We start from the raw sequence: 22,138 nt of genomic DNA on the forward strand, positions 1-22,138 counted from the left end.
GATTAGGCAGTATTGTTTTATAAATATAAGCTTAGTATTAACAGCAAATTAAGCGCTGTGTTACTTTTGATTGCGGATTTTGAAACACCTCTTCGGTACGCCCATATTCTACTACCTCACCTTTTTCAAGCACCACTAGCTGATCGCTGATATGGCGTACTAAACTTAAATGGTGCGTAATGAGTACATAAGTTAAACCGGTTTCTTTTTGCAGCTTAAGTAATAAGTTAACTGTTTGCGCACGAACGGAGGGATCTAAGGCTGATAGCGCTTCATCAAGCACCACCACTTTAGGGTCTAAAATGAGCGCCCGCGCCAACGCTACACGCTGCAATTGGCCTACACTAAACATGTGAGGGTAATAATGTTGATGATCGATTAGCAGCCCCACTTTAGAAAGCGTGGCATCTATTTTTTCTTGGCGAGCGAGTTGGTCTGAATCGGTATTATACTGCAAGCAATCATCTAGCATATCACCTATGGTGAGACCCGGATTGAGCGAGGCAGCGGAGTCTTGGAATATCATGCGGATATGTCGACATTGATCATCGCGCACACCATCATCTTCAATAATATTACTTTCTAATAAAATTTGCCCACTGTCAGCGCTATCGGCCCCTGCGAGTAATTTAGCGAGTGTACTTTTACCCGCACCGGTTTCACCGATTACTGCGATTGTTTCGCCTTTGCCCACACAAAAAGAGATATTTTTTAGTACCTCAAATTTTTTGCGGCTAAATAAACCGGCACGTATGTTAAAGGTTTTACAAAGCGCTTGTACTTTTAATACCGGTTGCATTACTTCATCTCCTTAATAAGCGGAAAATGACACGCATAGCTGTGCCCATGGTGCTTAGTAAGTGCAGGGGTAATTACACATTCTTTTTGTGCTTGAGGGCAGCGTGGGCCTAATCGGCAACCTATAGGTAAATGTTGCAAAGTAGGGATAGTGCCTTTAAGTGCATAAAAGGGTTCTTTGTGTGCTAAGCCTTGCTCATAATTGGGTAAGCTTTTTAATAACGCTTGCGTGTAAGGGTGGCGAGGCTGGCGAAAAATACGTTGCGTAGGGCCGGCTTCAACCATTTGCCCACAATATAAAACATGAATACCGTGCGACCAGTCGGCTATTTCTTCAAGCTCATGAGAAATCATCAAAATAGACATGTTTTTTAATTGATTTAAGCTTTTTAGCAACCTAAATACCTGTGCGCGGGTGGTGCTTTCAAGCGCTGTAGTCGGCTCATCAGCAATTAGTAGCTTAGGAGTGCGCGCTATGGCCATGGCAATCATGACTTTTTGGCACACGCCTTCTGAGAGCTCGTGCGGGTAACTATCAAGCACAGCGTCGTGGTTTTTAATACCCACTTTATGAATAAGTGCTTTTACGCGGTCTTTACGTTCTCTATTGCGCTTTAAAAAAAAGCCTTTAGTGGATGTTTCAGACAGTGTTTCGGCTATTTGGTCAAATATTTTAGCGGTCGGGTCAAGGCAGCGGCTAGGGTCTTGGTAAATCATCGCAATGTCTTGGCTGACTGTTTTTCTGCGTTGCTCTGGGGTTAAGCGCATTAAATCAACACCGCGCCAATGCATTCTATCGGCTGTTATATGCCAGCGTTCGTTAAGTACCCCAACAATGGCTTTGGCTATTAAGCTTTTACCTGAGCCCGACTCACCCACCAAGCCATGTACTTCACCTTCTTTTAGGCTAAAGCTGACTCTGTCTACAGCGCGAATCACCGTTTCTGAGGTACGCAGCTCTATGGTTAAATTTCTAACGTCGAGTAATTGCATTTAATCAGCCTTACGTGCTTTAAGCACTTTTCGTAGGCCATCACCTACTAAATTGGTAGACAAAACAGCTAAAAATAATAATACACCCGGTAGCGCAACGGTCCAAGGTGCTAAATATATAAGGCCTAAATTCTCAGCCAGTATGGCGCCCCATTCGGTAGTAGGGGGCTGTGCACCTAGTTTTAAAAAGCCTAAGGCGGCAATATCTAAAATAGCAGTAGAAAGCGCGGTGGTAAAAATAACCACAATGTGTTCATAAATATTAGGAAAAATACCCCGCGACAAAATATGCCAGTTAGAGGCACCATCAAGCCTAAAAGCGGTAATGTAGTCTTTGCTTAGCTCATCAACAATTAAATTACGAATAGAGTGAATAAATTGCGGTAATAACGCCAATATAATAGCCCACACTGTATTCATTAAGCCCGGCCCAAGCACTGCGATAATAATAATCGCCAATAGCAAAGACGGAATAGAGAGCGTGATATCAAGCAAGTGATTTAAAAAGCTTGAGCGAAGGCCGCGGCTAATGCCGGCAAAAGTGCCAACAAGTACACCAATAATGGTAGTAATAAAGGCAGCCACCACCGATAAGCCAAACGTGTAGGTTGCGCCATTCATTAAGCGCGAGAGTACATCGCGTCCTAAATCATCGGTGCCCAAAATAAAGCGCACATCGCCCATTTCTCGCCATGATGGCGGTATAAGTAAAGCATCGCTATGTTGTTGATTAACCCCATACGGTGCTAAAAAGGGCGCACTGGCGGCCAATAACGCAAACGCCATAAAAATCCATAATCCCACCAAGGCGGGGTGATTGTTTTTAAATTTGCGCCAAAAACGCGCCAGCGGCGATTTATTCGACTCTTCAGAAAATAATTTAAACTTTACCATGTGCCTGATTCCGCGAAATTGGGTCGAACAGAGTATATGTAAGCTCGGCAACAATAGTGGCAATAATAACAAACATAGACACCGCCATTAAACCGCCTTGAATAGCAGGGTAGTCTCGTTGGTAAATACTATCGATTAGCCAACGGCCAATACCCGGCCAAGAAAAAATAACTTCGGTTATCATGGCAAGCGTAATGAGCGTACTAAATTGCAGCCCTATTTGTTTTATTACCGGCAATAGCGCATTGCGCAGCGCATGATGCATGATTAATTGGCGGCGATTAAGGCCTTTTGCCCTGGCTGTTTTTATAAAGCTTTGATCCATTACTTTAAGCATAGAGTCGCGGGTAAAGCGCACTAAAACAGTGGTAGGAAACATGGCCAGTACTATGGTTGGCAGTGTTAAGTGATGCAGTGCATCTATAAATGCTTCACCTTTGTACGGGAAGCCTGCGAGCATAATATCGATTAATATAAACCCGGTATTAGGCGGTATTTCAAATAGTAACCCCATTCTACCCGACATAGGAAACCAGCCCAGCTTGAGCGAAAAAATCATAATAAGTAACAGCGCTAACCAAAAAACCGGAATAGAGTAACCAATCATGGTGGTAGAGCTAATTAATTTATCTGGCCAACGGCGTGTGTATGCTGAAGCTAAAATGCCTGCTGGTACACCTACCACAACCGATACAATAAGCGCATAAACACACAGCTCTAAAGTTGCTGGGATTAAATCTAAAATGTGCTGAAAAACGTTATCTCCCGAGGCAAACGACACACCCCAATCACCTTGAAATATCCGCCCTAAAAATGCTAAATACTGCATAACGTAGTTGCTGTCATACATGTATTTATCTTCAAGCTCACTGTGCTGAGAAAAATTACCGCTAGGAATACCACTTAGGTTGCTAAGCGGATCCCCTGGGAACAAGTAGCTAAGCGAAAAGGTAAATATGCTTAGCATTAAGATCATGAACAAAAACAAGCCAAGGCGGCGTAATATATAATCAAGTATCATTATTTTTTCCTCGCATTTGCGAGTGAAATAGCCCCAAATGGGCCAAGGGTTATCCCTTCTACATCGGCACTATTTGCTTGAAAACGCATACCATGAGCAATAGGGACCAACGGGAGCTGATCAATAATGAGCGCTTGAACCTGATCGTAATACTGTTTGCGTAAGCTTAAATCGGTGGTGTCGAGCGCTTGGGTAAGCAATAAGTCAAACTGCGGGTTACACCAATTGGCTGGGTTTTTACCGCTAAAAGTGGCAGTGCAGCTTAGCAATGGGCTAAAAAAGTTATCTGGATCGGGGGTATCGGCAGCCCAGCCGAGTAATACGCTATCGTGGCGGTGCTCACCTATACGCTGAATAAAAGTATTCCACTCGTATTCAACAATACTTACATTAACACCTATTTTGCGTAAATCGCTTTGCATCAGCTCAGCCATTTTGCGGGCATTAGGATTGTATATTCGACTCACCGGCATTGCCCAAATGGTCATATCAAAGCCATTCGGTAACCCCGCTTCTATGAGTAGTTTTTTAGCTAGTTCAGGGTCAAACATAGGCATGTTTTCTTGTGGTTCAAAGCCCCACGAAGTCGGCGGTAAAATAGATTGCGCGCGTATACCATTACCGTAATAAACGGCTTGCATTATTTTGTCTATATCAATTGCATGTGCAAGGGCTCTGCGCACTCTAATGTCATCAAAAGGGGCGCGCTCAGTATTAAAGGCCCAATAACCAATATTTAAATTGGTTTCTTTTTCAACGTTTATATCGTCTCGTTGCGCTAAAATACTCAGTTGTGCGCTACTTGGGTGTGCGGTTACATCGCACTCTTTAGTGAGCATTTTTGCTATGCGCGTAGTGCCGTTTGTCGTAATGTCGTAAACCAGCTGTTCAAGGGCAACATCGTGCTTCCAATAAAGGGGGTTGCGGTAAAAGCGCACTAAGTGATCGCGTCGGTACTCTTTATAAATGTAGGGGCCTGTGCCAATAGGGTACTGATCGAATAAATTAGTTTGATCTCGCGCTTTTAATTGCATTGCGTATTCTTGCGACAGCACCACGGCAAAGTCGGTGGCCATGTTCGTTAAAAAACTGCTTTCTGGGTGAAATAGCTCAAAGCGCACTTGATAGTCAGACACGCGTACAATTTTACGAATAAGCTGATCGAGCCCCACACTTTGAAAATACGGGTAGTTTGCATCGCCTACAAAATGGTACGGGTTGTAAACGTCAAATAATCGGCTAAAAGTAAAAATAACATCATCAGCGTTAAAATCGCGAGTAGGGGTAAAGTACGAGGTAGAATGAAATTTTACGCCTTTACGCAGCGTAAAGGTGACCGACTTTCCATCGTTGCTAATTTTCCAATCGGTTGCCAGCTCACTTTTAAAATCTGCAGTAACGGGGTCAATACTAATTAAACGGTCAAATAACTGATTAGCAATAATATCAATAGTTGAGCCAGTGGTTGTTACTTGCGGATTAAACGACACAGGGTTCGCTTCGGCGCAATAAACGAGGCCTTGGTTTTTCTCTTCTATTATTTCTTCTTTACTATCAAAGCAGCCTGTTAAGGTGCTGGCTAGTAAAACAAGTAGTATTTTATGCACTCGCATAACCTCTAACTATTTATCTTCTAATAAATTGTATTTTTTAAGATAACCACGTAATTGATGATACGTTAAACCGAGTACTTCTGCAGTTTTCTTTTGATTAAATTGGCTATGCTCAAGGGCTTTATTAATCATATTTATTTCAAATTCGTTAGAGCGCTCTTTTAAGCTACACGGAAATTCAATTGGGGCGCTAAGCTCGTTACTAAGCTCGCTAACAGGTGTGGCTAGTGTTGTAGGCTCAGCTGGGGGAACCGGTGTTGCAATAGGAGCTTTAATGCGTGCTTTGGGTCTAAAACGGCTTTCAAACGGGTCTAAAATAATCTGGTGAACGGGGATATGTTCATTACCATGACGATACAAGCTTCGCTCAACTACATTTTTAAGCTCGCGTATATTACCCGGCCAATCGTAATTTAGCAGGGTTTCGGTGGCGCTGCGAGTAAAGCCACTAAATAACTCCCACTCTAAATCGCGTGCCATATTCATGGCAAATTGCTCAGCGAGTAGCATAATATCGTCTTGACGTTCGCGCAGTGGTGGCAGGGTAATTACATCAAAGGCTAAGCGGTCAAGTAAGTCACTTCTAAATTCGCCCTGTTCAGCAAGGTGGGGTAAATCTTCGTTGGTGGCACACACTAAACGAGTATCTACCTTTACAGTGTGTTTACCACCAACCCGCTCAAATTCACCATATTCTATAACGCGCAGAAGCTTTTCTTGTACCATGGCCGATGTATTAGCCAGCTCATCTAAAAATAAGGTACCGCTGTTAGCGCGCTCAAAGCGACCTTCGTGGCGTTTACTTGCCCCGGTAAAAGCACCGCTTTCATGACCAAATAATTCGCTTTCGAGGAGGTTTTCGTTAAGGGCTGCACAGTTAAGCTTTACGTAGTTTTGATCCCAACGCTTTGATAAAAAGTGTAAACGGGCGGCTATAAGCTCTTTACCCGTTCCTCGCTCGCCAATAATAAGCACTGGCTTATCTAAATTAGCTAACTGCGATACCTGATCAAGTACAGCTAAAAAGCTATCAGATTGGCCGAGTAAATTATCCTGTTGGCGATATTGGCTCATTTTTCCTAACTCTTGGTCATTTTTGCTAACAGTTAGTGTATTTCATAATCAGGGATAACTAAAGGAATTTGTATATTTAGTTTAACTTAATGAAAATAAAGTGTATTTTAGATTTTAAAAAGTTGGCAAGCATATTGATACTAGTTACAGCAGACCAACTAAGTTTAAATTACAGAGGTAAATGTTATGGGAATTTTTTCGCGTTTTGCAGACATTGTTAATTCTAATATCAATGCCATTTTAGATAAAGCAGAAGACCCAGAAAAAATGGTTCGTCTTATTATCCAAGAGATGGAAGACACATTGGTAGAGGTGCGCTCTACGTCGGCTAAAACACTGGCTGAGAAAAAAGAATTAGTACGTCGAGTAGACACACTAAAAGCACAAGTAAGCGATTGGCAAGACAAAGCAGAGCTTGCATTAAGTAAAGACCGCGACGATTTAGCGCGCTCAGCGTTACTTGAAAAGCAAAAGTCGGCAGAAGCAGTTGCAGCAGTAGAGTCTGAGCTTGAGCATGTAGAGTCCCACATTGAGAAACTTCAGCAAGAAGTCACCACACTACAAGAAAAGCTAGCCGATGCTAAAGCACGTCAAAAGGCAATTATTTTACGTCAACGTTCGGCTGAGTCGCGCCTTGAAGTGAAAAAAGCCCTTGATAGCTCTAAAGTAGAAGACGCACTTAATCGCTTTGAGCGCTACGAAACTAAAATTGATGGACTAGAATCTCAAATAGAGTCTTACGATTTAGGTAAAAAGTCGCTTGCAGATGAAATTGCCGACCTACAAAAAAATGAAAAGATAGATGATGAGCTTGCCGAACTTAAAAAGAAGCTAGCTGATAAATAACTTATAAAGGGGTACTTAAAGTGCCCCACTGCTTAAAACATCGATTACGGATTGTCAGGAGAGGATTATGTTTGATCCAGAGATACTAATTGCACCATTTATCTTGTTCATGATTTTTGTTGCGCCACTGTGGTTAATTTTGCACTACCGTAGCAAAAAGCAAGTGAGCCAAGGGTTAAGTGAGCATGAACATCGCCAGTTATTGGAACTTGCCCACAAGGCCGAAAAAATGGCTGATAGAGTAGAAACCCTTGAAGCATTACTCGATCAAGAGTCACCACAATGGAGACGCAAAGTATGAGTGCCAAACGCGAATTATTAAGAGACCCACAGCGCGGTAAAATCGCCGGTGTATGTGCGGGATTAAGTGACTACTTTAATATGGAGTTATGGTTAGTTCGCATTATTTTTGTTAGTGCGGTACTGCTAACGGGTGGCCCATTATTTGTGGTAGCGTATATTGCAGCGTGGTTTATTTTAGATAAAAAAGACCCCACAACTATACATACTAGTAGCTCAACTAAAACTGACGATCCGCTAGAAGTTAAATTTAAAGTATGGCAAAAAGGCGAGCCACCGCGTCGCGCATTGCAAGACTTAAAAGAGCGTTTAACGCGAATAGACACGCGTCTTCAAGATATGGAGCGCCATGTTACTTCAAGCGAGTTTACGGTTAGCCGTGAAATCAACAAACTTTAAAGGATTTAATAGCACTTTGTTCGGTGATTAACAGCATCAATGAAGTGCTAGCCCATTATGAGTAGCACTTCATTTGCCAAAAAAACCTTTAAAAGTATTAAAGGTTCAGCCCAAAAAGCCCTTCATCGCAGTTTAGATCAACACGTAAAATTGGCCGTAACCGGCCTGAGTGGCAGTGGTAAAACCGCGTTTATTACCGCACTTGTTAAGCACCTTACAACACAAAGCGATGATAAAAACTTACCGTTTTTTGATGTAATGCGAGAGCACCGCCATATAGCCACTAAAGTGGTGCCGCAAGAGGCGTTAAAAGTTCCTACGTTTGACTATCCGCGTGCACTTAATGCCTTGCTCCCAACTGATGGGATGCCTACATGGCCTGCATCAACCGAGCGTATTAATACCCTGCGTTTAGCAATTAAATACCAAAGCGCATCTGGGTTGCGTGGGCATTTTTCGCCGCAATCTACGCTGTATTTAGACATTATCGACTACCCTGGTGAGTGGCTACTTGATTTACCTATGCTTGAGCAAAGCTATAGTCAATGGTGCGAGCAACAATACCCGCTGTTACTACAGCACCCACGTGTGAATACCTCTACTGAATTTTTAAACGCGCTTGAACAGCTTGATTTAAATGCGCCTGTAGATGAAGGCTTGCTTGCACACATTGCGGCGCTTTATCAAAGTATGCTGGTAGGGCTTAAAAAAGATACTAAGCTTGCCATGTTACAACCTGGGCGCATGCTAATGCCTGGCGACTTACAAGGTGCGCCGCTTTTGTTGTTTTTTCCGGTAAATGCGCAGCATATAAAAAGTGATGAGGTAGTGGCAGGCTCTAACTTAGCGCATTTAATTAAGCGCTTTAACGCCTATGTAAAAGAGGTGGTTAAGCCATTTTATAATGAGCACTTTAAACACTTTGACCGCCAAATTGTGTTGGTAGACGTACTCAGCGCTTTAAACGAAGGCCACGAAACACTCCAAGAGCAAAGTAGTGTAATAAACCAATTACTCGCACATTTTAAATATGGCGAGTCGGGCTTTTTTAAGCGTTTATTTAAACCCAACATAGATAAAATACTGTTTGCTGCAAATAAGTCAGATCATATAAGTGCTAAGCACCATAAAGACTTAGCACTACTACTTGATTCACTCGTGCATGAGCAAAGTAATCACTTAAAGTTTGATGGCGTACAAATAGAAACCATGGCAATGTCGTCAATTGCAGCAACGCAGCCGCGCCAAGTGGCCGATAAAGGCCAAACGCTTGATTGTATTTATGGTAAACCATTAAACGAGCAAGATTGGCTTACTTATTTACCCCCACAGCCACCAAAGCGCATGCTTAATAAAAATGAGTGGCCAGCGCAGGGCTTTGAGTTTTTATCGTTTGCGCCTATGCCAAACCCCGATAAGCAACTTAAGCATATTCGCCTTGATCATGTGATGCAGTACTTGTTAGGAGACAAATTATCATGAACGACTCACAGCAAACTTTTCAAGCAGGTAGGCGAATTGATAGCCAAGCTGATGAGCAGGTTGAGGCGACGCTTGCTCCTGCAAAAATAATTACCCAAGGTCAAAGTGAATACATTGAAGAGCCTGAAGATGAACTACTTGATGAAGAAATAGACCTAGAGCCGGTATATAAAAAGTCTAAATGGCAAACGCTTAAAGGGGTGTTTGCTGTAAGCTTTTTAGTGTTAGTGCTACTTGAGTTTGCTTATTCGTTAGTGTTTGCGTTTCAGCAGTCAGTCATTTTAGGCGGCGTGTATTTAACGGCGGTGGTAAGCGGTGTGTTGCTAATTGGGCGCATGCTATGGCGCGAATACAGAATGCTGCGCAGTTTAAAGCGTAATCAGTTACACCGCCAAGAAGCCGACAGACTCTTAAATAGTGAGCAAGTAGGCGGCGCATTACCCTGGCTTGAAAAACTAAACAAGCACCAACAACTAGACAACTTCGAAGCGTTTAAAAACCAAGTGGCTACCCATCATAGCGATAAGGAAATAATGACCCTTTACGCAAATAGCTTGCTTATAACGCAAGACACGCAAGCTAAAAAGCTTATAAACCGCTTTGCAACAGAGTCAGCGTTGCTTGTTGCCCTAAGCCCCCTTGCGCTGGTGGACATGATGGCGGTGCTTTGGCGCGGTACTAAGTTAATAGAGCAAATTGGAAAAATTTATGGCATTGGTTTTGGTTACGCAAGCCGCATTAAGCTCTACCGTATGCTAATAAAACAAGTTATGTTTGTAGGCAGTGCTGAGCTTGTATCTGATTTAGCAGCCACAGCACTCAGTGCTGAGCTTTTAGGTAAGCTTTCGGGGCGTGCAGCGCAAGGTGTAAGCGCCGGTATTTTTACAGCACGTATTGGTTACAAAGCAATGGAGCTTAGCCGCCCATTACCACGGCTTGAAAACAAACGCAGCTTGTTAAAAGGCACAGTGCAAAGTATTGCCAGCAAAATCATGAGCCGTAAAAAGGCCGAGCCAACGTCCTAAAGTAGCAGTGGCAATATTTGTGTACAAAACCGCGCTGAGCGGTTTTTGCACAAATAGCCATCTGAGCATCCGGCATGCTTGTGATTTAAACTGCGGTGCGTTTTATTTATGTAATTGACACACATAATAAAAACGAGAGCACACAATGAGCAAGCAGCATATTAATACCCAATGTATTCATGGCCCGCAAAAAGCAAACGATCCGCATGGCGCACTCACGTCGCCTTTGTATCAAACCTCTACCTTTCATTTTGAAAATGCAGCACAAGGTGCCGCGCGTTTTGCAGGCGATGAGCCCGGTTATATTTACACCCGCCTAGGTAACCCAACCACCACCGAACTTGAGCAAAAAGTAGCACAGTTAGAGGGCTGCGAAGCTGCAGCGGCTACCGCCACAGGTATGGGGGCTGTATCGGCGTCGGTATTAAGCTTTTTATCGCAGGGCGATCATTTAATTGCATCAAGTGCATTGTATGGATGTACTTTTGCGTTTTTTGCTCACATGTTACCGCGCTGGGGAATTGAAGTAACTTTTGTTGATATGACCAACGAGGGCGAGCTTCGCGCTGCTATAAAACCTAATTCAAAAATGATATTTGTAGAAACGCCAATCAACCCCACAATGGCAGTCATTGATTTAGCCTTAATTGGCGCGCTCGCTAAGCAACATAATTTAATTAGTGTGGTCGACAACACCTTTTTAACGCCACTGCTGCAATCACCTAAGCAGTACGACATAGATATTATTGTGCACAGTGCCACTAAGTACTTAAACGGTCATGGCGATGTAGTAGCGGGGCTTGTGTGTGGAACGCATGAGCACATTACCTTAATAAAAATGACGGTACTTAAAGATATTGGTGCCACCATAAGCCCGCACGACGCATGGCTTATTAATCGCGGATTAAAAACTTTAGCCATACGCATGGAGCGCCATTGCCAAAGCGCGCAAACGGTTGCCGAATATTTAGAGACGCACCCACAGGTTAATATTGTTTATTATCCTGGGCTTAAATCGCACCCTGGCAACAAATATATAGGCAAGCAAATGAAAGCCGCAGGCGGCGTTATTGCATTTGAAATTAAAGGCAGCCTTGCTCAAGGAGCACAGTTTATAGATAGCATGAAGCTTTGCACACTTGCTGTAAGTTTAGGTGATGCCGAAACGCTTATTCAGCACCCCGCATCAATGACGCATTCTCCTTACACACCCGAGGAGCGAGCAGCCGCAGGCATAAGTGATGGCTTAATAAGACTCTCTGTAGGGCTTGAAGATGTTAACGATATTATTGACGACTTAAACCAAGCTTTTACATTAATTTGTTAGGTGTATTTATTTATGTACAGTTGAATTTGCCCTTAACCCCTTTAATTTAGTGGTTGTATAATATTGATGCCGGTGGTGTAATTTTAACTATACACTTTAGGGGATCGTGCTAAATGTAGATATCCGCCTAACTATTAAACTTTTCTTCACTTTTGCATAGTATGGCTGCATTAGGTATTCACTCATCTTGAGTATCACACTGACACACATTTAGGGCTTAACCCCAAGAAGGTTATTATGGCTAAAGCAAGTAAATACACCTCTAAAACACCTGATGAAAACGGTGTTATTCATTGGAGCGAAGAAGAAAACAAAATTTGGTCTGAGCTTGTTACGCGCCAACTTGCGTGCATAGAAGGCAAAGCTTGTGATGAGTACATGGATGGGCTTAAAAAAATAAACCTACCACACGATCGTATCCCGCAATTAAGCGAGCTTAACGAAGTGCTTCTTGCCACCACCGGTTGGCAAGTAGCGCCTGTACCTGCGCTTATCGATTTTGATGAATTTTTTAGGTTATTGGCAAACAAACAATTTCCGGTAGCGACGTTTATTCGTAGCCGAGAAGAGTTTGACTACTTGCAAGAGCCTGACATTTTCCATGAAATATTTGGCCACTGCGCTATGCTAACAAACCCTGACTTTGCCGAATTCACACACAAATACGGCCAGCTAGGGTATGCAGCGCAGAAAAAAGATCGTGTATACCTTGCACGTATGTATTGGTTTACGGTTGAATTTGGTTTAATGCAAACCGAAAACGGCCTGCGTATATACGGCGGTGGTATATTATCAAGCCCAGGTGAAACCCAATACGTGTATTCAGATACACCAGAGATAACGCCTATGAGCGTAATTGATGTGCTGCGTACGCCGTACCGCATTGATATTATGCAACCACAGTACTACACCATAAATTCGATTCATGATCTGTTTGATATATCGCAAATGGATATTATGACTTTGGTTGAGCAAGCTAAAGCACTTGGTTTGCACGACCCAAAATTTCCACCTAAAGAAAAATTAGCCGGTTAACTTTAATTTAAAAAGAAACGCTAAAGTAAGGATTTAAAATGTCTTCATTAAGTGAACAAAAATGCGAAGCCTGTCACGTAGATGCGCCAAAAGTATCTGAGGAAGAGCTTGCCCAACTTATTACCAAAATTCCAGACTGGGTACCAGAGGTACGCGACGGCATTATGCAACTTGAGCGTGTTTATAAGTTTAAAAACTTTAAGCAAGCTATGGCGTTTACCAATAAAGTAGGTGATATGGCAGAAGATGAAGGGCATCACCCAGGTTTATTAACCGAGTGGGGCAAAGTAACCGTAACGTGGTGGAGCCATTCAATTAAAGGCCTGCACAAAAACGATTTTATTTGCGCAGCTAAAACAGACGACGTATTTAACGCGCTGTAATTAAAAAATTAATTGAGCAGACTAAAAAGGCACTTTTCAGTGCCTTTTTTATTGCATCAACATTGCGCTGTTAAATAAAGCGCTTATTTAAGGTTTGTCGCTATTTAACATGTCATCGTGTTCGGCCATATCCCACGGAAGTTCCCCTGGGCTGTTACCTAAAAAGTGCAAGTAATTCTCAAATTGATCAAGAATGTCCTTCACAATATCATCTTCACTGTAGCCATATACATCGTAAGATAACCCACCGCGGCGTAAGAAAACATCTGCCTTGTAATACATCTCGGAGTTATCAGCATCCGGTTTTAGCTCTGTATAGGCAAAGCTTGGCATTGGGTGCTCAGTAAGGCGAATATCATACACAAAATCAACATGTTCATGGCGTAGTACGGTTAAATGGGCGCGGCCTAAGTCAGTATCAAAATCTACCTCGGCATGCCACTGGCGCGCTTTTAATTCTGCTTGAACAGCTTGCATTGCTTGTACCACCACACTACTAATGAAGGTATGCACTTTTTCCTTATTCGGATAATTAACCATAGCGGCTAACCGGCGCTTCCAATGAGATAGGTTAACATTACGGCTATTGAGCGCATGTGCTTGTAAGCTCGTATCGCGATGGCCTTCAATGGTAAGTGCGCGCCAAAGCCCCGCGGTTGCAATAAGCATAATAACAGCAAAGGGTAGGGCACTAGCTATTGTCATAGTTTGTAGTGCACTTAGCCCACCTGCTACTAATAAAACAGCAGCCACAGCGCCCTCAAGCACAGCCCAAAACACCCGTTGCCATGCAGGCGTATCAATACTCCCGCCAGAGGCGAGGGAGTCAATAACTAACGAGCCCGAGTCAGATGAGGTTACAAAAAAGGTAATAATTAAAATAACCGTTAGTAACGAAATAATAAACGATAACGGTAGCACTTCAAATAATTGAAATAGCGCAACGGCATGGTTTGCTTGAACATCGGTTATTAAAGTATTAAACCCTTCATTCATTATTAAATTTAGCGCGGTATCACCAAATACAGAAAACCATAAAAAGGTAAAAATAGTCGGAACTAGCATCACGCCCACAACAAATTGCCTAATGGTTCTGCCGCGGCTAATTTTAGCGATAAACATACCAACAAAGGGTGCCCACGCTATAGTCCAGCCAAATATAAATAGAGTCCAGTTACCAATCCAATCACTACGGCTATAGGCTTGTAAATTAAAAGTACGCTCAACAATACCGCTAAGGTAGCTGCCTGTATTTTGTAAAAACGATTCAAGAATATGAATAGTCGGGCCAATAAAAAACACAAAGGCCATTAATGATACGGCGAGTGTCATGTTTATTATAGATAAACGCTTCACTCCTTTATCCATACCTGCCACCACAGAAAACGTTGCCGCTGCGGTAATAATAACAATAGCGGTAATTTGTACCGTGTTATTAATAGGGATGCTTGGCCATAAGTAGTGCAGCCCGGCATTAATTTGAGTAACCGAAAGCCCTAATGTTGTGGCAATACCAAATAGCGTGCCTAATATGGCAAACACATCAACAGTGTGCCCAATAGGGCCATATATTTTATCACCAATAAGTGGATACAAGGCTGAGCGAATAGACAGCGGAAGGCCGTGGCGAAATGCAAAGTAAGCAAGCACTAAACCAACAATCCCATAAATTGCCCATATATGAAAACCCCAATGAAAAAATGCAATTTGCATAGCCTGCTTAGCGGCATTAACGGTTTCTGCGGCGCCTGCGGGCGGAGATGCATAATGGAGCACGGGTTCTGCTACACCAAAATAAAGTAATGCGACTCCGTAACCGGCCGAAAATAGCATGGCAAACCACTCGCCAAAGCTGTATTGCGGTTGCGCATGATCAGGCCCCAGCTTGATATTTCCCCAGCTGGAGGCGGCAACACAAACGATGAAAACTAAGAAGATGGCAACTGATAACATATAAAACCAGCCAAAGGTTTCTGTTATCCACTTGAGGGCGACACTGAATGCTTGCCCTGCCAGTTCAGGGTTGCTACTTGTACCAATGACCAAAAGCAGAATAATAAATACCGCGGGCAAAAATACCGGTAGCAAAATAGTTGAGCGTAAAGCAGTTTTTGTCATATTAATCCTTAATATTAATTGCTAACTTTCAAGTATGCTTTACTACCTTATTATATCTTGGGTGTGTTGGCTAATTCAGTCGTTTATTTTGTATACGTATATTGCTTTGAATTAAGGTTGAGTTGAGCACAGAGAAACCCAACGGTTTAGCTATTTAAGAGATAAACTCTAATCTAAACAAAAAAGCTCTAAACCCAAAGGGCTTAGAGCTTTCTAAATTTAGCTAAAACACTAAGCTTTAATGTGTCGTGGGTTTCGTTTCACTCAACCCAACCTACGTTTAACACCAATCAACTTAGGGCTTACAGCTAAAAGCTTATCGCTTATTTTAATCATCAATTGAGCGTAGTAGGGCGTTGATGCCTACCTTTTCACGTGTTTGTTGATCAACTTTTTTCACGATAATTGCAGCGTACAGGCTGTGGGTGCCATCTTTTGATGGTAATGCGCCTGGCACAACTACAGCACCTGCTGGTACGCGGCCGTAATGAATTTCGCCGGTTTCACGGTCATAAATACGAGTGCTTTGGCTAATGTAAACGCCCATTGAAATAACAGCGCCTTCCTCTACTACTACACCTTCAACAATTTCAGAGCGTGCGCCAATAAAGCAGTTGTCTTCAATGATGGTAGGGTTAGCTTGTAGTGGCTCTAAAACGCCGCCTATGCCCACGCCGCCCGATAAGTGTACGTTCTTACCAATTTGTGCACACGAGCCAACAGTTGCCCATGTATCAACCATGGTGCCTTCATCTACAAATGCCCCAATGTTCACATACGATGGCATAAGTACGACGTTTTTACCTACAAAGCTGCCTTTACGTGCTACAGCATTTGGTACTACGCGCATGCCACCTTGCTGAAATTGCTCCGGTGTGTAGTCGCTAAATTTAAGCGGTACTTTATCGTAAAACTGGTTTACGCCGTCGTTCATTGGTTGGTTATCGCGAATACGAAATGATAGTAAAACGGCTTTTTTAAGCCATTGGTGTACGACCCATTCGCCTGATATTTTTTCAGCAACACGGGCTGCACCGCTATCAAGAAGCTCTAGTGCGTCAATAATCGCTTGTTTTACATCGCTAGATACACTGCTTGGGCTAATGCTATCGCGGTTGTCCCAGGCGTTTTCTATCATGGTTTTTAAATCTGACATGGTGTGTCCTTATTCTGTTTCGGCGTTGAATTTTTTACGTAATGCCTGATGAATTTTGGCTTGCTCTTCATCAGTCAGCGCTTGGTATTCGTTATTTGATACGACAAAGAAATCCTCTGCACGTTCACCTACCGTTGTAATACGGGCTGCGTGAATGTGTAATAAATGCGCTTGGAAAACTTCGGCAATTTTAGTAAGTAAACCGGGTATATCAACAGCTTGAATTTCTATTAGGCTGCGATCTTTACGTGCATGAGGGCGCAGCACTATTTTGGGTTTAATATTAAAGTCTTTAAATCGTTGCGAGCGATTCTTTTTAAAGCGTATTTTTTTACGTGGTTCGCTAAGTGCTTGCTCAAGCCCACGTTTAATTGACTGAGCACGGCTACTTGCAATAGGGTCGCCGCTCACTTCAAGTATTACAAAGTTAAATAGGGCGTAGCCATCTTTGGTAGTAAGCACTTGAGCGTGTTGTATTTGCGCTTTTTTAGAGCCAATTACGCTAACTAAGCGAGCGAATAACGGCCCAGAATATGGGCTATAAGCAAACACTTGCGTGCCGCCATGCATTGCTTTATCAGAAACAATAACACTGGGTAGGCTTAAGTCTGCGCATTTTAATAGGTGCTCGGTTTGCCATGATATTTGCTGCTCGCTAAAGGCAGTAAAGTAATTGGCTTTAAAGCGGCTCCAAATTAAATCAATTTGGTTTTCTAGGTAGCCCAAATTAAGTAAGCGCTGTTTAGCTTGGTGTTTTTTATCGCGTATTTGGTCGCGTTGATCCATTGGGTTTTCAAGCCCTAGGCGTAATGCACGCTGAGTATGCAAGTATAATTCGCGTAGTAGGGTGTTTTTCCAATCATTCCATAAGTTGTCGTTGGTTGCGCGTATATCGGCAACGGTTAAACAATAGAGGTAATCGAGTTGGCGCTCTGTTTTTACGCGCGAAGCAAAGTCTTTAATAACACCTGGGTCATTTATGTCTTTACGCTGCGCAGTAACCGACATAAGTAAATGGTTACCAACTAGCCACGATATAAGCTTGCCATCAGATGATGGGAAGCCATGTAATTTAGAAAAAGCAATGGCATCAACCGAGCCTAGCTCTGAGTGATCGCCGCCACGCCCTTTAGCAATATCATGAAAAATACCTGCTAAATAAAGCAGCTCAGGCTTATCCATACGGGTTACTATTTCACTACAAATAGGAAACTCGCTCACTTTAGATTTATCAAAATATTGGTAAATATTATTGATTAATTTATGGGTGTGCTCATCTACTGTGTAGGCATGAAATAAGTCAAATTGCATCTGCCCAAATATATTACGCCATTGTGGTAAATACGCGGCCAGCATGCCGTGTTTGTGCATGAGCGTGAATGCGCGGCCCATGCCGTTAGGGTGTTTTACAATACGCATGAATGCCTCGCGACACGCTGCGTAATCTTGTAAGTCACCTAATAGACGCCTGCGTACTTGCCTAATGGTGCGAATAGTACTTGGGTAAATATGGGTAATTTCGGGGTTGTCGGCAATATGCTCAAACAAAACAAAAAGTTGATCGCGTCTAAAAAATACCGATGGGTTTTTAACCCTAATTTGGTGCCCAACGCGTTCAAAGTCTTTGTCTAACTCAATCACTGGCGCTTCGCTGCTCTCTGGCATAATACTGTCTTCAAAGTACGATAGCAGCATTTGGTTAAGCTCGCGTACGCGGCTCATAATTCTAAATAAGCGTTTCATCATGCGCTCAACCGAGGCTTTACCATCGCTACCAAAGCCAAGTATTTCAGCTGTGTGTGGTTGATGGTCAAACAACAAACGGTTTTCTGAGCGCCCAGCGGCTAAATGCAGTGCAAAGCGAATATTCCAAAGGTTCTCTAGACACTCCGAAAGCTCCTGAAACTCTTCATGCGTTAAGTAGCCGTGGCTAATTAGCTCTTGTAGGGTTTCGGCTCTAAAGTGCTTTTTAGCAACCCAAATAATGGTTTGTAAATCGCGAAGGCCACCGGGGTTTTCTTTTATGTTTGGCTCTAGGTTGTAAGCAGTACCGTGGCACTTTTTATGGCGTAGGTTTTGCTCTTGCACTTTGGCTACAAAAAACTCGCCTGAGCGCCAAACGGGGGTTTCTATAATATGCGTTTTGAGTTTTTCAAACTCAATGTGATTACCAAAAATGAGCCTGCTTTCGAGCAAGCTGGTGGCAAAGGTAACGTCTTCACGTTTTTGCTCAATGGCTTGCTCAATGGTACGCACACTGTGGCCTATCTCTAAATTGAGATCCCATAGCATGGTAACAAACTGGCCTATTTTTTCGCATATTTGCTCGCTAGGCGGCTGCGTAACAAGCAATAAAAAGTCAATATCGGAGTAGGGGTGTAGCTCGCCACGGCCGTACCCGCCCACGGCAATAAGGGCAAGATCAGGCTCGTGAGCTAAATCGTAAACATGAAACAGTTTAATTAGCAGGCGGTCTATAAACTCAGCCCGGGCATTAATTAAATTACCAACTGGTTGCTTAGAAAATTCGTTATGTAACCACTTATAAAAATAGCTAGAACAATCGCGATAATCGCTCAGTTGCTCAGCATCGCTAAGCAACTTTTTTACTTTGTTGGGTAATGCCACGTGGGCTGGCTCCTTATTGAACCGTAAGCATTGATAAATAACCTGAACGTTAAGTAATAAGTCTATCCCAAGCGGCTATTTTTAGTGTTAACAGTGTTGAATCCACTTGCAAATAGGCTCGCTATTTGGCGCGTCAATTCGATTTGTTTTCACTGAAAATCTCCGGTTTGGGAAAAATAAATCAAATATTACATATAATTCAGTATGTTATTAAGTATTAACCATGTTAGAGGTTAAATACTTTTTATCAAGCGGCTCGGTTTTTATTAGTGTTCGATAATCCTGTCGATAGTATCATCTGATCGCAGCGTTAAAATTTCAACACCATTTTCAGTCACTAATAGGGTGTGTTCCCACTGTGCAGACAAACTACGGTCGCGTGTAACTACAGTCCACTCATCTTTTAAAAGTTTACACTGGCGCTTACCTGCGTTAACCATTGGCTCTATTGTTAAACACATACCGGCTTTAAGTGTTTCGCCAGTACCTGCTTTACCGTAGTGCATTACTTGAGGCTCTTCATGAAATTCGCTACCAATACCGTGGCCGCAGTATTCACGTACAATTGAGTAGTTAAAGCTCTCTGCGTATTTTTGAATTGCTTCACCAATATCGCCTAAACGCACACCTGGTTTTACCATTTTAATGGCAAGGTATAAGCTTTCTTGCGTTACTTGTGCAAGGCGTTTACCTTGAATGTTAGGCGTACCTACATGAAACATCTTTGAGGTGTCGCCGTGGTAACCATCTTTAATTACAGTTACATCAATGTTGACGCTATCGCCATCTTTTAGCGGTTTGTCATTTGGAATACCGTGGCAAATTACATGATTTACAGAGGTACATACCGACTTAGGAAAACCGTGGTAATTTAGTGGCGCAGGGATAGCATCTTGCACATTTACAATATAATCATGACAAATTGTATTTAGCTCATCAGTAGTCACACCTGGCACTACATGTGGTTCAATCATTTCAAGTACGTCTGCCGCTAAACGCCCGGCTACACGCATTTTTTCAATTTCTTCAGGGGTCTTGATCACAGCGCTCATTGAGGCTCCAAAGTTGCGTTTTTTAACATTTATCGTCGCACAAATTTTGCACGCGACGTTGAGTATTTAATTTTAATATGGTATAAAGCGCGCCGTCTTTTTACAAATAAATTCTTAAATGATTTTTTGTATTTAAGGCAAACACAATTTTATTTTAACACACACACGTATCGTCACATACACTTGGGTGCATTTGAAGTTTAAATACTTCGGTGTTGGTGCTATGGGATATGTGGAGGCCTAACCCTAAACTACATAGAGGATTTACAAAATGGCAAACGTTTCAATGCGCGATATGCTTCAAGCTGGTGTTCACTTTGGTCACCAAGCACGTTACTGGAACCCTAAGATGAAGCCTTTCATCTTCGGCGCACGTAACCGTGTACATATCATCAACCTTGAGCAAACAGTACCAATGTTCAACGACGCACTTAAGTTTTTATCAAGTGCTGCTGCAAACAAAGGTAAAGTTCTTTTCGTTGGTACTAAGCGCGCAGCAAGCGAAGCAGTTAAAGAAGCTGCTTTACAAAGCGACCAGTTCTTCGTTAACCACCGCTGGTTAGGTGGTATGTTAACTAACTGGAAAACAGTTCGTCAGTCAATCAAGCGTCTTAAAGACCTTGAAGCTCAAAGCCAAGACGGTACTTTCGAGAAGTTAACTAAGAAAGAAGCGTTAATGCTTACTCGCGAAATGGAAAAGCTTGAAAAGAGCCTTGGCGGTATCAAAAACATGGGTGGCCTTCCAGACGCTATCTTCGTTATCGATGCTGATCACGAGCACATTGCTATCCGTGAAGCAAACAACCTAGGTATTCCAGTTGTTGCAATCGTTGATACTAACTCTAACCCAGACGGTGTTGATTACATCGTACCTGGTAACGATGATGCTATCCGTGCAATTAACCTTTACACTAGCTCTGTTGCAGCTGCTATCACTGAAGGTCGTGAGAACAACATCGTTGCTCAAGCTGAGAAAGACGACTTTGTAGAAGCTGAGTAATTAGCTGTCATCAAGTCTTCATCTTTTTAAGGTGAAGACTTGCTATTCTTGTAGAGCGGTTTACCCGCTTATCTAATACCTGATTTCAGATTTGAGGATTTACTAATGGCTGTAACTACTGCCCTAGTTAAAGAATTACGCGAGCGTACTGGCGCTGGCATGATGGATTGTAAAAAAGCGTTAACTGAAACTGATGGCGACATCGAGTTAGCGATTGAAAACATGCGTAAGAGCGGTGCTGCAAAGGCTGCTAAGAAAGCAGGTAACATTGCTGCTGAAGGTACTATCATCATCAAGCAAAACGATGGTGTTGCAGTACTAGTAGAAGTTAACTGTCAAACTGACTTCGTAGCAAAAGACGAAAGCTTCTTAGCGTTTGCTAACAAAGTTGCTGACGCTGCTATCGCTGAAACAATCACTATCGAAGACTTACAAGCTAAGTTTGAAGAAGACCGTGTTGAGCTAGTAACTAAAATTGGTGAAAACATCAACGTACGTCGTCTTCAGTACATCACTGGTGAAACACTTGTTGAATACCGTCACGGTGATCGTATTGGTGTTGTTGTTGCAGGTGTTGCTGATGAAGAAACACTTAAGCACATTGCAATGCACGTTGCTGCTTCAAACCCAGAGTACTTAACGCCTGAAGATGTACCTGCTGACGTTGTAGAAAAAGAAAAGCAAGTTCAAATCGACATCGCGATGAACGAAGGCAAGCCTGCTGAAATCGCTGAAAAAATGGTTGTTGGCCGCATGAAGAAATTTACTGGTGAGGTTTCTCTTACTGGTCAAGCTTTCATCATGGAGCCTAAAAAATCTGTTGGCGAAATTCTTAAAGAGAAAAACGCAACAGTTACTAGCTTCGCACGTGTAGAAGTTGGTGAAGGTATCGAGAAGAAAGAAGAAGATTTTGCTGCTGAAGTTGCTGCTCAAATTGCAGCTGCAAAAGGCGAGTAAGATTAACTATTTGTGATGCATAAGGAAATTAGATGCC

20 protein-coding genes are annotated in these 22,138 nt (G+C 42.6%); 10 read left to right on the forward strand and 10 right to left on the reverse strand.

The annotated features are described in order from the left end of the window. Positions 1-37: 37 nt before the first annotated feature. The 6 genes from NQT65_RS15275 to pspF are packed head-to-tail and all read right to left on the reverse strand — an operon-like array spanning position 38 to position 6,393. Positions 38-799 carry an ATP-binding cassette domain-containing protein gene (locus tag NQT65_RS15275; RefSeq protein WP_004586900.1) on the reverse strand — a complete coding sequence of 254 codons (762 nt, stop codon included), beginning with the start codon at positions 797-799 and terminating at the stop codon, positions 38-40. Then, positions 799-1,791 (reverse strand): peptide ABC transporter ATP-binding protein, encoded by a 993-nt coding sequence (locus NQT65_RS15280; protein WP_256851490.1) that lies wholly within the window; start codon positions 1,789-1,791, stop codon positions 799-801. Before NQT65_RS15280 ends, NQT65_RS15275 begins: the two co-directional genes overlap by 1 nt. Next, positions 1,792-2,685, reverse strand: coding sequence for an ABC transporter permease subunit (locus tag NQT65_RS15285; RefSeq protein WP_024033801.1), 894 nt, complete (start codon positions 2,683-2,685; stop codon positions 1,792-1,794). It lies immediately after the preceding gene. Next, positions 2,672-3,706, reverse strand: coding sequence for an ABC transporter permease (locus tag NQT65_RS15290; RefSeq protein ID WP_004586903.1), 1,035 nt, complete (start codon positions 3,704-3,706; stop codon positions 2,672-2,674). The genes NQT65_RS15285 and NQT65_RS15290 overlap by 14 nt, the downstream gene beginning before the upstream one ends. Next, the gene (locus NQT65_RS15295) at positions 3,706-5,313 is read right to left on the reverse strand and encodes an ABC transporter substrate-binding protein (protein WP_096739311.1); all 1,608 of its coding nucleotides are present in this window, start codon (positions 5,311-5,313) and stop codon (positions 3,706-3,708) included. The genes NQT65_RS15290 and NQT65_RS15295 overlap by 1 nt, the downstream gene beginning before the upstream one ends. Positions 5,314-5,328: 15 nt before the next feature. Beyond that, positions 5,329-6,393, reverse strand: coding sequence for a phage shock protein operon transcriptional activator (pspF, locus tag NQT65_RS15300; protein ID WP_256851491.1), 1,065 nt, complete (start codon positions 6,391-6,393; stop codon positions 5,329-5,331). Between the two features lie 186 nt (positions 6,394-6,579). Here pspF and pspA point away from each other — a divergent pair, with 186 nt between their 5' ends. From pspA to NQT65_RS15340, 8 genes are all read left to right on the forward strand, one after another. Continuing rightward, positions 6,580-7,239 carry a phage shock protein PspA gene (pspA, locus tag NQT65_RS15305; protein ID WP_004586906.1) on the forward strand — a complete coding sequence of 220 codons (660 nt, stop codon included), beginning with the start codon at positions 6,580-6,582 and terminating at the stop codon, positions 7,237-7,239. Between the two features lie 67 nt (positions 7,240-7,306). Then, on the forward strand, positions 7,307-7,540 hold the full coding sequence (gene pspB, locus NQT65_RS15310; RefSeq protein WP_004586907.1) for an envelope stress response membrane protein PspB: 234 nt from the start codon (positions 7,307-7,309) through the stop codon (positions 7,538-7,540). Continuing rightward, entirely contained in the window at positions 7,537-7,938 is a 402-nt protein-coding gene (gene pspC, locus NQT65_RS15315) for an envelope stress response membrane protein PspC (RefSeq protein ID WP_004586908.1), read from the forward strand. Before pspB ends, pspC begins: the two co-directional genes overlap by 4 nt. Before the next feature lie 57 nt (positions 7,939-7,995). Further along, complete coding sequence (locus tag NQT65_RS15320; RefSeq protein WP_256851492.1) at positions 7,996-9,420, forward strand: YcjX family GTP-binding protein; 1,425 nt, start codon at positions 7,996-7,998, stop codon at positions 9,418-9,420. Beyond that, positions 9,417-10,445 (forward strand): TIGR01620 family protein, encoded by a 1,029-nt coding sequence (locus NQT65_RS15325; protein ID WP_256851493.1) that lies wholly within the window; start codon positions 9,417-9,419, stop codon positions 10,443-10,445. The genes NQT65_RS15320 and NQT65_RS15325 overlap by 4 nt, the downstream gene beginning before the upstream one ends. A 145-nt stretch (positions 10,446-10,590) precedes the next feature. Further along, a complete protein-coding gene (gene megL, locus NQT65_RS15330) occupies positions 10,591-11,772 on the forward strand; it encodes a methionine gamma-lyase (RefSeq protein WP_256851494.1) in 1,182 nt (393 codons plus the stop codon). 237 nt (positions 11,773-12,009) lie between these two features. Then, complete coding sequence (gene phhA, locus NQT65_RS15335) at positions 12,010-12,807, forward strand: phenylalanine 4-monooxygenase (protein ID WP_029774298.1); 798 nt, start codon at positions 12,010-12,012, stop codon at positions 12,805-12,807. Positions 12,808-12,845: 38 nt separating this feature from the next. Beyond that, positions 12,846-13,190, forward strand: a complete 345-nt coding sequence (locus tag NQT65_RS15340; RefSeq protein WP_004586913.1) for a 4a-hydroxytetrahydrobiopterin dehydratase — start codon at positions 12,846-12,848, stop codon at positions 13,188-13,190. Between the two features lie 87 nt (positions 13,191-13,277). Here the strand turns inward: NQT65_RS15340 and NQT65_RS15345 are convergent, their stop codons facing one another. From NQT65_RS15345 to map, 4 genes are all read right to left on the reverse strand, one after another. Continuing rightward, positions 13,278-15,308 carry a BCCT family transporter gene (locus tag NQT65_RS15345; protein ID WP_256851495.1) on the reverse strand — a complete coding sequence of 677 codons (2,031 nt, stop codon included), beginning with the start codon at positions 15,306-15,308 and terminating at the stop codon, positions 13,278-13,280. 328 nt (positions 15,309-15,636) lie between these two features. Then, complete coding sequence (gene dapD / locus NQT65_RS15350) at positions 15,637-16,464, reverse strand: 2,3,4,5-tetrahydropyridine-2,6-dicarboxylate N-succinyltransferase (RefSeq protein ID WP_064386073.1); 828 nt, start codon at positions 16,462-16,464, stop codon at positions 15,637-15,639. Positions 16,465-16,473: 9 nt separating this feature from the next. Further along, positions 16,474-19,092: a [protein-PII] uridylyltransferase gene (glnD, locus tag NQT65_RS15355; RefSeq protein WP_126007693.1), complete on the reverse strand. Its 2,619-nt coding sequence runs from the start codon at positions 19,090-19,092 to the stop codon at positions 16,474-16,476. Between the two features lie 266 nt (positions 19,093-19,358). Continuing rightward, positions 19,359-20,177: a type I methionyl aminopeptidase gene (gene map / locus NQT65_RS15360; RefSeq protein ID WP_223230592.1), complete on the reverse strand. Its 819-nt coding sequence runs from the start codon at positions 20,175-20,177 to the stop codon at positions 19,359-19,361. 238 nt (positions 20,178-20,415) lie between these two features. Between map and rpsB the strand changes: the two genes are divergently transcribed. Then, positions 20,416-21,144 carry a 30S ribosomal protein S2 gene (rpsB, locus tag NQT65_RS15365; protein ID WP_004586918.1) on the forward strand — a complete coding sequence of 243 codons (729 nt, stop codon included), beginning with the start codon at positions 20,416-20,418 and terminating at the stop codon, positions 21,142-21,144. A gap of 105 nt (positions 21,145-21,249) precedes the next feature. Beyond that, positions 21,250-22,101: a translation elongation factor Ts gene (tsf, locus tag NQT65_RS15370; RefSeq protein ID WP_126007691.1), complete on the forward strand. Its 852-nt coding sequence runs from the start codon at positions 21,250-21,252 to the stop codon at positions 22,099-22,101. Positions 22,102-22,138: the final 37 nt, after the last annotated feature.

This window comes from Pseudoalteromonas agarivorans (assembly GCF_024518735.1).
Classification (GTDB): domain Bacteria; phylum Pseudomonadota; class Gammaproteobacteria; order Enterobacterales; family Alteromonadaceae; genus Pseudoalteromonas; species Pseudoalteromonas atlantica.